General features: G+C 44.4%; 10 protein-coding genes. 2 read left to right on the forward strand and 8 right to left on the reverse strand.

Annotation, left to right across the window (positions count from 1 at the left end; translation table 11 throughout):
* Positions 1-13 precede the first annotated feature (13 nt).
* From ggt to J7E32_RS12705, 5 genes are all read right to left on the reverse strand, one after another.
* A complete protein-coding gene (gene ggt / locus J7E32_RS12685) occupies positions 14-1,699 on the reverse strand; it encodes a gamma-glutamyltransferase (protein WP_214907826.1) in 1,686 nt (561 codons plus the stop codon).
* 129 nt (positions 1,700-1,828) lie between these two features.
* Positions 1,829-2,620, reverse strand: coding sequence for a YtxH domain-containing protein (locus J7E32_RS12690; protein ID WP_214907828.1), 792 nt, complete (start codon positions 2,618-2,620; stop codon positions 1,829-1,831).
* Positions 2,621-2,831: 211 nt separating this feature from the next.
* Positions 2,832-3,665 carry a YfkD famly protein gene (locus J7E32_RS12695; protein WP_214907830.1) on the reverse strand — a complete coding sequence of 278 codons (834 nt, stop codon included), beginning with the start codon at positions 3,663-3,665 and terminating at the stop codon, positions 2,832-2,834.
* Between the two features lie 155 nt (positions 3,666-3,820).
* Positions 3,821-4,438 carry a YczE/YyaS/YitT family protein gene (locus tag J7E32_RS12700; protein WP_214907832.1) on the reverse strand — a complete coding sequence of 206 codons (618 nt, stop codon included), beginning with the start codon at positions 4,436-4,438 and terminating at the stop codon, positions 3,821-3,823.
* A gap of 366 nt (positions 4,439-4,804) precedes the next feature.
* Positions 4,805-5,191 (reverse strand): OsmC family protein, encoded by a 387-nt coding sequence (locus tag J7E32_RS12705; RefSeq protein WP_214907834.1) that lies wholly within the window; start codon positions 5,189-5,191, stop codon positions 4,805-4,807.
* A gap of 163 nt (positions 5,192-5,354) precedes the next feature.
* Here J7E32_RS12705 and J7E32_RS12710 point away from each other — a divergent pair, with 163 nt between their 5' ends.
* The gene (locus J7E32_RS12710) at positions 5,355-6,533 is read left to right on the forward strand and encodes an MFS transporter (RefSeq protein ID WP_214907836.1); all 1,179 of its coding nucleotides are present in this window, start codon (positions 5,355-5,357) and stop codon (positions 6,531-6,533) included.
* A gap of 38 nt (positions 6,534-6,571) precedes the next feature.
* Here the strand turns inward: J7E32_RS12710 and J7E32_RS12715 are convergent, their stop codons facing one another.
* Positions 6,572-7,510 carry a DMT family transporter gene (locus tag J7E32_RS12715; RefSeq protein ID WP_214907838.1) on the reverse strand — a complete coding sequence of 313 codons (939 nt, stop codon included), beginning with the start codon at positions 7,508-7,510 and terminating at the stop codon, positions 6,572-6,574.
* Between the two features lie 192 nt (positions 7,511-7,702).
* On the opposite strand from J7E32_RS12715, the gene J7E32_RS12720 reads away from it, so the two are divergent.
* Positions 7,703-9,622, forward strand: a complete 1,920-nt coding sequence (locus J7E32_RS12720) for a heavy metal translocating P-type ATPase (protein WP_214907840.1) — start codon at positions 7,703-7,705, stop codon at positions 9,620-9,622.
* Between the two features lie 544 nt (positions 9,623-10,166).
* Here the strand turns inward: J7E32_RS12720 and J7E32_RS12725 are convergent.
* Both J7E32_RS12725 and J7E32_RS12730 read right to left on the reverse strand, forming a co-directional pair.
* Positions 10,167-10,982 carry a YihY/virulence factor BrkB family protein gene (locus tag J7E32_RS12725; RefSeq protein WP_214907841.1) on the reverse strand — a complete coding sequence of 272 codons (816 nt, stop codon included), beginning with the start codon at positions 10,980-10,982 and terminating at the stop codon, positions 10,167-10,169.
* A 52-nt stretch (positions 10,983-11,034) separates the two neighbouring features.
* Entirely contained in the window at positions 11,035-11,394 is a 360-nt protein-coding gene (locus J7E32_RS12730) for a YtxH domain-containing protein (protein WP_214907843.1), read from the reverse strand.
* Positions 11,395-11,439: the final 45 nt, after the last annotated feature.

Consider the following 11,439-nt stretch of genomic DNA (forward strand, 5'->3'; position numbering starts at 1 on the left):
CTTTTGAACCTAGCTATTCATCAAGACCAGTAGCCTTCCCCTCCCGGCTAGAATCTGCCGCTCCATATATGAGGCCTTTTTCACGATCAATCTTGATTGCCTGGACATTGCCAAGCGGGAATGGTCCATCGGCGAACTCGAATCCCATCGATTCCAATTCCCCCTTCGCCTCCATGCTGATTCCAGATTCCCAGCCAATGAGCGGGCCTGTACTATTGAAAATTCTTGGCTCTTCAATAGCATCTTTAAGGTCCATCCCAAAATCAAGAACATTGACGAGTGTTTGGAATACCGACCCGATGATCGTCGGACCTCCTGGGGATCCAAGTGTCAATACAGGTTCATCATCCTTAAACACAATCGTCGGTGTCTTGCAGCTCACCGGACGTTTGCCTGGCTGAACCTCATTCAAACCACCTGGGACCGCATCAAAGTCCGTCAGTTCGTTGTTTAATACAAAACCATGGTCCTTTACCATGATCCCGGAACCGAATGGGTGTTCAACGGTAGACGTGCAGGCGACAATATTTCCCCATTTGTCCATGACGGTGAAATGGGTCGTTTCACTTCTTTCCTTTTCAGGCTCGAAAGGCTGTCGGACCACGTTGATTTCTTTTCCATCCATATAGGCCCATGGGTTTCCGAAATCGACAGAATCGTTCCTGCGTTCGAAATTAATCAGTTTGCGCCTTTCTGCAAGATATTCCTCACTTAGCAATCCTTTTAACGGGATTTCCCCAAATTCAGGATCGCCTGAAAAAGCGATTTTATCTGTAAAAGCAATCCTCATTGCTTCTGTAAATAAATAATATTTTTCCCATGATTTCGCATCATACTTGCTGAGGTCAAATCCCTCGAGCAGTTTTAAAATTTGCAGCATTGTTGTTCCGCCGGCACTTGGCATATTGGAGGAAGCTATTTTGTAGTCTCGGTACGTCCCCCAGACAGGTTCATCAATTGTGATTTCATAATCTCTGAGATCTGACATTTCCATGATCCCGCCAAGTTCTTTTAGTGTAGAGATAAGCGCTTCGCCAATCTCACCTTCATAGAATGCCTCGATTCCATCACGCTGAAGGATACGGAATGTTTTCGCGAGGTGCTCCTTCTGATAGACATCCCCTTCCTTTAGGGACTTTCCTCCAGGCTGGAACAATTCCTTCGCGTGCTCACCGAGACGGTAATCAAAGGTGTTGAGGATTTCTTCCATCACCCAGTTGACCTCCACGCCTTTTTCAGCGGCCTGTGCAGCCGGTTCGATCAATTCTGCAAGCGGCTTTGTTCCGTATTCCTTCCTTGCCGCTTCCATTGCTTTCAGGATTCCTGGTACACCTACTCCTGTCGCATTTGTTGATCTCACTTTAAAAGGGACAACATCTCCCTTTTCATCTAAAAAAAGTTCCGGATGTGCCGCTTTCGGTGCCCTTGTATGGCCATCAAAAATTTTCGTTGTTTTGCTTTCGGCATGATAGACCATGAAAAAGCCGCTGCCGCCGATGCCGGTCATCATTGGTTCGCCGACATTCAGTCCAAATTGGATGGCGATGGCCGCATCAATCGCATTGCCGCCTTCACGGAGGATTTTCTCCCCGGCATCAGTGGCGATCGGGTGTGCCGAAGCCGCCATCGCTATTTTACCTGTAGCTGTTTCTCTATCATAATCACACCTGTTCGAGCGTGGTTTCATTTCTTTATCCATTGACTTTGTCCTCCCTATCTATCCTCTTCTATTATTAAATACCCCTTTAAGCAAGATAGAAAACAGACAAATAAATGGGATTAGTGACAATAAAAAACCAGTCCTGGAAATCAGGACTGGTTCATCGGTTTATCGGTTGTTATCATTCTTCTGGTTTTCCGGTGATACAGTGAAGGCATTAGAAGTGTTACCTAATCCTGTTGTATCAGACGGTTTGCTCTCCATGCCTGTTGCATATGCATCAGCAGCGCCGTTTGAACTTGAGGATGAAGAACCTGATTCAGATACAGAGTTAACCACTGGGTTGTCCATTGCAGTAGAACCTGCTTCCTTCACTTTTGATCCAACTTCCTTAAGTTCATCCTTAGCGTCCATCACTGTTTGTATAGCTTCGGAAGAATTGGACTTTGCCTCATTCACCTTGCTGAATACATCCTCATTCAGGCGCTGGTAAAGGTTTTGCGCATCACTGATGGCTTCTTTTAGGATGCTGGATGCTTCTTTAAAGCTCCCCATCATTTGCTCCTTCACGTCAGAAGGATTGTTCCTAACCTCGCTGAACACATTCATTGACGTGTCCTTTGCATTGACAGCCTTGTCCTTCACTTTTGAGCGAGTATTCGAATCAAGCAAAGTCAATGCACCACCGATAGCAGCACCAATGAGGACTCCTTTCATGAGCTTGCCGTTTGACGAGGTTGAGTTATTTGAACTTACTCCATAACTGTTAGAGTAGCCGCCCATAGAGGTATTGTTTGAATACGTATCACCTGATGTTGTGCTTGCGTATGTTGTTGTACCAGTTGTTGTATCGTACGTAGCATTCTCCCTTGAAGAAGTGTACATGTTGTTGTCCATATTGTATGAGTTTGAATTGTTCCCCAGTGAATTCTGGTTGTTTGAAAGAATATTTTCAGACATAATATATTTCCTCCTTTAATGTTTGGTGTTTTATTTGGTTATGTCTAACTAATTCCCGGCATGGACAGGTGTTAAACAGGATATATCTACCTTTTGTCAAGAGGAAAAAATTACCGAAAGAAATGCGCAAGCGCCTTGTTCAGCCCCAATAATTGCCTAAAAGATTAAAAAACCTTACTCCTTTAAAAGGAATAAGGCTATCTTCTTCTATTTATCTTGGTCTTTCGCTGGATACAAAACCGAAGCTTACATGGTCCTGAACCGGAATCCATGCACCAATCCCCTGCGAGACAACATTTTTGACGACTATGAATTTCTTGCTACCTTTTAGCATCAAGTAGACCTCGCCATAGGTCACTTTGCCTTTTTCATTGATGGCTGGTGCGTAGGCATACAGATAACCCAGGCGTTTTGGCTGGATATTATAGATATGGTCTTTTTTCGTACCAGCGCCGACTATTGTTTCAAACGCAAGTGGTAATCCTGTTTTATTAGCTGCTTTTAAAAGCATCATCTTTTGCACATCTTCAGCGTTCTTGATTTTTGCCGTCAAGCCACCCTTAACAGTTTTTTGCTGCTCTTGAACATAATGAATTTGATAAATAGAATTTCCGCCGCGATTATCATAGTAGTTCGTATTGATTTTCTGAAATTCCCAGTTTGGGGAAGTTTCACTGGATACATAATTCAACGGCCATTCTCCAAGATAAACAATCGCACGATAGCCGATTGCAAAAGGAGTGCTGTTAATGGTCGTTTCATTGAGCATCCGAATTAAATCCGGGTTCTCAATCTTCACTTTTGATGTTTTGATCAGGTTCTTCGTAAGCTCGCTTGGCTGAAGGAAAGGCAAATCCTCCATCGGGTTAGGGTAAGTGTTGTCCTTCGTGATATTCATGACAGAATTAGGAATGGTATACTTTGCTTTTTCAGCCTGCTTTGGCTGCGGAGCCTTTTTCGTCTTTGTTTCTTCAGCAAAGCCAGGCGCTAAAATGGACATCATGAAAACCATCGTCATCACAAGGATAGCTGCTGCTTTTTTCATTGGTGTTGTTTTCTCCTTTCACTACAGGAAACTTATAAGTTTGTTTATAGTGTTTTCGGAGTTCATAAACTTTATCCAAAGTTTAAGATGCATTTTGGAAAGTTGTTGTTTTTAACATAATAAAAGGCTCTGTTTTTATAGACAGAGCCTCGAGATTATCGAGCAGATGTGAGCAGCTTATTATAAAGTTTTTCACAATAAGGATAGAACAATTGAATCAGCGGGCCGATCGCAAAAGTTACAATTAATGTTCCGATGCCGATTGGTCCTTTGAAAATGAAGGCAGCAGACAGGGCAAACACTTCACCTAGTGTTTTGGCTACCATGAGGTTGAGACCGAACCGTTCCCTTAATGCCATCATGAAATTGTCGATAGGGATCAACGGGAATTTCGGCTGCAGGTAGACCGCTAGTCCAAAGCTTAGGGCTACCATTCCTAAAACAAAGACTCCAAATTGCTTTGCATAGCCGGTAACTACCAAGTCTTCGAACACACGCAGTAGCCAGAAGTCAATCAGCACACCTGTGATCAGCAGGGTGATAATTGCTGCTACATCCGGGCGTCTTTTAACTAAAGCCGCATTGATGAAAATCATGATAATCCCCACGATTACCACCCAGCTTCCAGGTGTCAGCCCCACAGTTTTTGATAAACCGACATTGAGTGCATCCCAAGCACCGGTGCCCAATCCAGCCTTAATCGTCATCGATACTCCAAAAGATAGAATAATTAACCCGATGATATAGAAAAAAGTGCGATAAACAAATGCCATATTAAATAATCTCCTTCTTATATAACCGTTCTATCAAGTACTTTAGGCTGTGCCTAAAGGTTCTATTAAGACTGCTTTTATTAGACATTTTTGCGGCCTTCTTGCCTTGAAATGTCCATTAAACACCACTTCTTGGACATTTCAACAACTTATCTGGCTTGAAATGTCCATTAAAATATTTCAACTGCTGCTTTGCTTGAAATGTCTATAATGCCCTGGAACACTCAAGGAATCTTCCTATGACAGCGAAAAAAGAACTCTGTCCTCCCGGAACAGAGTTCATTGTTTCTATTATATTAATACAGGTAAATTCTCATGCTCATTATAGCATATTGAGCTAAAGGTGTAACTCGCCTTTGAGAACATTTATTGAATGATTTCAAACGTTTCTTCTACCTCGATGCTCCCAATTACCGACTGGACCATTGAACAATTTTTCCTCGTCAACACCATGGCCTTTTCGATTTTCTTTTCATCAAGATTGTTGCCGGAAATACGGAAATGAACGGTAATCTTGCTTACTCTGTTCGCTTCCTCTTCGACACGTTCAGCATCAGCCTGGATATGTATATCCTTGATGTCCATTCTCATTTTTTCCAGTACCTTGCGAAGAACTCCGCCGCTGCATACCGCAACTGATGACACGAGCAGCTGGTAGGGCCTGAAACCATATTGCTCGTCACCGGCAACATCCAGCCTTCCAAAGCCTGCTTCTGTAAAAAAACCTACATCCGGTTTCATTTTAAATTCCATATTACTTTCCCCCTATGGCAACCTCTAGTATAAATAGCTAGTTTTGACTTTTATCATGAGATTACACTATTTTTTACATAAATAAAAATAAAAACATTTGCACATAAAATTTTATATCGTTAACATCTAAAGAGTATTAAGTACTTAGGGAGATTTTATTATTATGAACATAAGTATGAAGCTTCGTTTCTGGATTTTAGTCAGCATAGTCGCGATTTCAGGATTTTCACAGGGAATGCTGCTTCCATTGATTGCAATTATTTTCGAACAGGATGGCGTGTCGTCATCGATGAATGGCTTTCATGCCACAGGCTTGTATTTAGGGATACTGATTGCTTCCCCATTAATGGAAGCGCCTCTCCGAAGATTTGGTTACAAGCCCATCATTCTCATTGGCGGCTTTACCGTAGCCATCTCACTTGCGCTATTTCCTTTATGGAAGTCCTTTTGGTTCTGGTTTTTGCTAAGGCTCGCAATCGGAATTGGCGACCACATGCTTCACTTTGCGACGCAGACTTGGATCACTTCCTTTTCACCTAAAGATCGCCTTGGAAGGAATATATCGCTCTATGGATTGTTTTTCGGGCTGGGGTTCGCTGCCGGTCCTTTGATGACTGGATTTGTAAAAATAAACACGACCCTGCCTTTCATCATTTCTTCTGCCATAAGCCTAGCCGCCTGGCTGACCGTCTGGCTGCTGAAAAACGAGCATCCCGAACATGATACGGACAGTACTTCCTTTTTCGGGACAATGAAAAGGTTTGGAAAAGTTTTTAAATATGCCTGGGTTGCGTTCTTGCCCCCATTTGGCTACGGATTTTTAGAGGCGAGCCTTAATGGCAACTTCCCTGTTTATGCCATGAGATCGGGAATCGGCGTCGATGCGGTCGCACTCTTGCTTCCGGCCTTTGCAATCGGCGGGATTCTTTCACAGCTCCCGTTAGGCATATTGAGTGATAAGCTCGGCCGGAGGAATGTCTTGATCGTCGTTACTCTAGCCGGCTTCATCAGTTTTACCGCCGCCGGTTTGCTTGAGAATTCAACAACCGGGCTGCTAATTTGCTTCTTTTTAGCTGGAACCCTTGTCGGATCAACTTTCTCTCTTGGGATTAGCTATATGGCAGACCTGCTGCCAAAACAGCTGCTGCCGGCAGGCAATTTAATGTGCGGCATTTTCTTCAGCTTTGGAAGCATCAGCGGTCCATTCATTGGCGGGCTGGCAATCCAATGGCTTAAAGGCATCAGTTTCTTTTATGTAATCAGCATGATGCTGCTGTTGATATTCTTTGCTCTTGTAGCGGTCCGGCATGATAGTCAGCCACAGCAGGCAAACTCTGTGTAAGAAGAAACACCAGCTCCAAACAATGCAAAACAGCCTCCCTATTTCGCAGGGAGGCTGTTTCTTTTTCGTGCAGGCCGGTTGACAAGAACGATTCCGACCACCACAAATATTAATCCGGCTATGACAAAATAATTTAATGGTTCGTCTAGTAGGAATGCTGATAAAATCACACCGAATACAGGGACCAGGAACAGGTATAGTGACACCTTGCCGACCTGGTTATATTTCATGACATTGTTCCATAAGATAAAGCCTGCGGCTGAAAGGAATGCCAGATAGAGGAGCATCAAGCCTGATTTAAGGTCGAAATCAAATGGAGCAAGTCCGACTGAAAAGGCTCCAATTGCAATCAAACCAAGCGAGCCCAAAATCATCTGGTAGGCCGTTAAATAAATGACCTCCATTTTCCCGCTGCCCTGCTTAGCGAGTATATTTCCATAAGCACCAGCCATCATCGCTCCCATCAACAGTATTTCACCGATGCCAAAGCTGATTTCATAATCCCCACTTGGCCAATTGGCGAAGATAACACCGGTGAATCCGACCATTAATCCCGCAACCTTCAATCGGCTCATCCTGTCATCCGGATAAAGAAAATGCGCAAGCAGGATCTGGAAAAACGAAGTGGTCCCGGCAATGATCGAACCCTGGATTCCGGTTGAATAGCTAAGTCCGATATAAAACAGGACATATTGGAGGAATGTCTGGAACAGGCCAATTTTCAGAAGCGACTTTGTCGTCTCCGGCCTGAACTTCATATTCCTTTTTAAAAGAAAGAACATGATCAGGATCAGCAGCCCGGCAAGCAGGAAACGGTATCCTGCAAACAGCATTTGCTCACCCATTTCTTCCGGCTTGATATCAAGGCTGATATAGCTCAATTTAATAAACGGGAATGCACTCCCCCATAGGAGTGTCGCCCCTGCAGCCGAAACAGCAATTCCAAGCGGGTGTGTAAAAAAGTCTTTAGTTGTCATCAAACTATCTCCTTAGACAGACGCATTATTCTTTCAAAAAGCATATATTGTATGGTAACATAATAGTGAACACAATATGTATCTTTTGACTTGGATTTCTGCTGTCACCATTCTGGTGGCAGCTTTCGTGTTTTTTAAGGGTAATGATTGTGATTATTAGTATCATTTAGAGATTTAAAGGAGGAGAAAAGGATGGCACAGGGAGCAAGCGCGTTAGCAAAACAGAACTCGGTCCCAGAAGTAAGCTTTATAGAGAAAATCAAGCCTCACGCAGAACTGATCGCCGCAAGCATTAGCGGGATTCTGATTGTTGCTGGCTGGATTTTGAGCAAGGGAGATTCAGAAACAGCATCTGTCATCGCTTTTATCCTTGCCTATGTAATTGGCGGTTTTGCAAAAGCGAAGGAAGGCATAGAAGCCACGATCGAAGACAAGGAATTGAACGTTGAAATGCTGATGATTTTCGCTGCGATTGGCTCGGCCATTATTGGATACTGGACAGAAGGCGCGATTTTGATATTCATTTTTGCAATGAGCGGAGCGCTTGAAACGTATACGATGAACAAAAGCCATAAGGAAATTTCCTCTTTAATGGAGCTTCAGCCAGAGGAAGCATTGAGAATTGCTGATGGCGTGGAAGAAAGAGTACATGTTTCGGAACTGGAAATTGGCGACATGATCCTGGTGAAGCCCGGTGAAAGAATCCCCTCAGATGGCAAGGTTGCCAGGGGACAGACTACGATTGACCAGGCTGCCATCACGGGGGAATCGATTCCGGTTTCTAAGGACTCAGGCGACGATGTATTTGCTGGTACGGTCAATCTGACCGGATCACTTACCGTTGAAATCACTAAACGAAATGATGAAACGCTTTTTCAAAAAATAATCCAGCTAGTCCAGAACGCCCAAAGTGAAAAATCCCCCTCCCAGCTGTTCATCGAACGGTTTGAGGGCACGTATGTAAAGGTCGTTCTGGCAGTAGTGGTGCTGATGATGTTTGTTCCACATTATCTGCTGGACTGGAGCTGGACGGAGACGTTTTACCGAGCGATGATCCTGCTTGTTGTCGCTTCACCTTGCGCACTCGTTGCCTCGATTATGCCTGCTACTTTGTCGGCAATTTCGAATGGCGCGAAGCACGGCATCTTGTTTAAAGGCGGCGTCCACCTGGAAAACCTCAGTCATCTAAAAGCAATCGCGTTTGATAAAACCGGGACTTTGACAAAAGGCAAGCCGGAAGTAACCGATGTGATTGTAGCTGAGGGGCTGGATTCTGATGATGTCCTGCTAAAAGCAGCATCGATTGAAAGCCACTCCAACCACCCACTGGCTAACGCAATCGTCAAACACTCCAAAGATACGCTTGGTAAAGCCCTTGTTCATCCAGAGAGCATCGAGGATGTATCAGGCTGGGGCGTGAAGGCTCATTTTGAAAATGAGGATTGGAAAATCGGAAAAGCTGACTTTGTCGGAAGATCTGCCGCTGAAGCATTTTCAGGCGGCGCTGCAGTAAAACTGGCCGCTGAAGGAAAAACGATTGTTTTTATCGAGCGGAATGGTCAGCTGGCAGGGTTGATGGCACTGAAAGACGTTGTCCGAGAAGAAACAAAACAGGCAATCGACCTATTGAAGTCAGAAGGCATCTACACTGTCATGCTCACAGGAGACAGCCAAAACACCGGAAAAGCAATCGCTGCCGAAAGCCATGTGGAAGGATATATTGCTGAATGTCTTCCAGAAACAAAGGTTCAGGAACTGAAGAAATTGAAAGAACAATACGGCCAGGTTGCCATGGTCGGAGACGGCATCAATGACGCACCAGCGCTTGCAACCGCGAATGTCGGCATCGCAATGGGCGAAGGTTCAGATGTTGCTCTGGAAACGGCAGACGTGGTGCTGATGAAAAACGACCTGCCGAAGATCGCCGAAGCCATCAACCTGTCCCGCCGCATGAATCGGATCGTCAAGCAAAATGTCGTATTCTCCATCCTGGTAATCATGGTGCTGATTGCATCGAATTTCCTGCAGCTGCTCGACCTCCCATACGGAGTCATCGGCCACGAAGGAAGCACGATCCTGGTTATTTTAAATAGTTTGAGATTGTTGAAATAAAATCAATCAAGCTTGCTCCTGCCGGTTAATCCGGCGGGAGTTTTTTATGCTTCTATGTCACCTGATGACGTGCATTTTTCGTATGTTTCGGCATTTTCTGTCCGTCATGACTTTGATGACGAACACTGTCTCCAGGTCACTCTATTATCTAGAAAAAATGATAAAAGCGCCCTCCGAATGGGGGCGCATGGTGTTAGTGATATCCGTTTGATCCGTTTGCTGAACCGGATGTTTTTTGGCTGTGGTTGCTTTTGCCTTTTTGCTTGGTGCTTCCGTCTTTCTTCGTTTTCTTTGTCATCCTGAATTCCCCCTTAAATAGAATAGCGCAAGCGCCTTGTTCAGCCCCGACAAGCGTTGGAGGGCCGACCAGTGAAGTCGATTTTTGACTTCATTGGGCGGACCGAAACGTCTCGAGGGCTAGGCGCTGGAGCTGGACACTAATCAAAGTGTTAAAATTAACTAAGTAATGAGGAGCTCTCCTCTTCAGTATCTTCTGCAAAAACTACAGACGTTACCTGAGGTAATTTCAGGATAAAGAATGCCATCAACACCCTGCTTTCTTTTCGCTGTAATAGGCATTGATTTCCCCGCCAATTATTATGATATACGCGGATAGATAGAGCCAGATCATCAGGACGATGATTGCGCCGATGCTTCCATATGTGGCGGTGTAGGAAGCGAAGTTGCTGACATAGTAGGAGAATCCGATAGATACGAGCACCCATCCTCCTGTAGCGAAAATCGAGCCCGGTATGCCGCTGACACAGGTCAGCTTCTTGTTGGGTGCAATCCAGTACAAACCAAGAAAGACAATGAATAAAATCAAAATGCTGATCACCCAGCGAAGCATATTCCAGACGTAAAGGAATTCCTCTTTCAGCCCAAAATTCGCAAACAGCCAGCTTCCAATTTCTTTTCCAAATACGGGAAGGATCAAAGCGACCAGGAACACAAAGATCATCGCAAATGTCAAAAAGATCGCCATCAACCTGCTTACGATGAAGGATCTGGTTTCTTCTACCCTGTACGCACGGTTGAACGCCCTTACAATCGCATTGATCCCGTTCGAGGCTGACCAAATTGTTGCCAATAATCCAAAGCTCAGCAATTTGCCGTCTTTTTGCATGATATCCTCAAGGCTGTTTTTGATTAAATCCATTGAATCGCCAGGTGCATAGTCATCAAAGAAACCAAGGATATCCACTTCTGAAATTGGCAGATATGGAACAAGCGTTACCAGGAAAATCAAAAGCGGAAACAAGGAAAGCAAAAAGAAATATGCAAGCTGCGCGGCAAGTGCCGGAACATCATCCTCTTGAATCCTTTGCCACATATGCCTGAAAAATGATATATCAACCATCCATTCACCTCATTTACGCTTTCCACGCTCCTGCCTGGGGCTTGTCAGTTCATCATTCTTCATCTATATGTTGCGGTGTTTGTCCGGATGCCGCTATCTTTCTCAGGGTCTCTTTTGTATCTTTGACCAAATCCGTAACCTGAGGCGGTACATCCTTTATTTCTTCAACCTTTTCGGTGATAAAAGCAACGTCCTCTGTTACTTGTTCCACTGTTGCCCTTACTTTATTCGCTGTTTCTTTCAGGTCATCAATAAACTCATTTGGGTTTTTTACAACATACGAAACACCGCTGGATATCTTGCTGAAATCCTCTTTTACAGCCTGGCGTGTCGTTTTTTCCAAAAGGGTAACCGCTCCCCCAGCCAACGCGCCAAACACCATGCCCATCCAAAACTTTTTTGAACTTCCCATGTTTTCTCCTCCTAGTGTCTTCCTACTCATTTTGCAGACCTCTCA

This window comes from Bacillus sp. ISL-55 (genome assembly GCF_018613155.1).
Taxonomy (GTDB): domain Bacteria; phylum Bacillota; class Bacilli; order Bacillales; family Cytobacillaceae; genus Mesobacillus.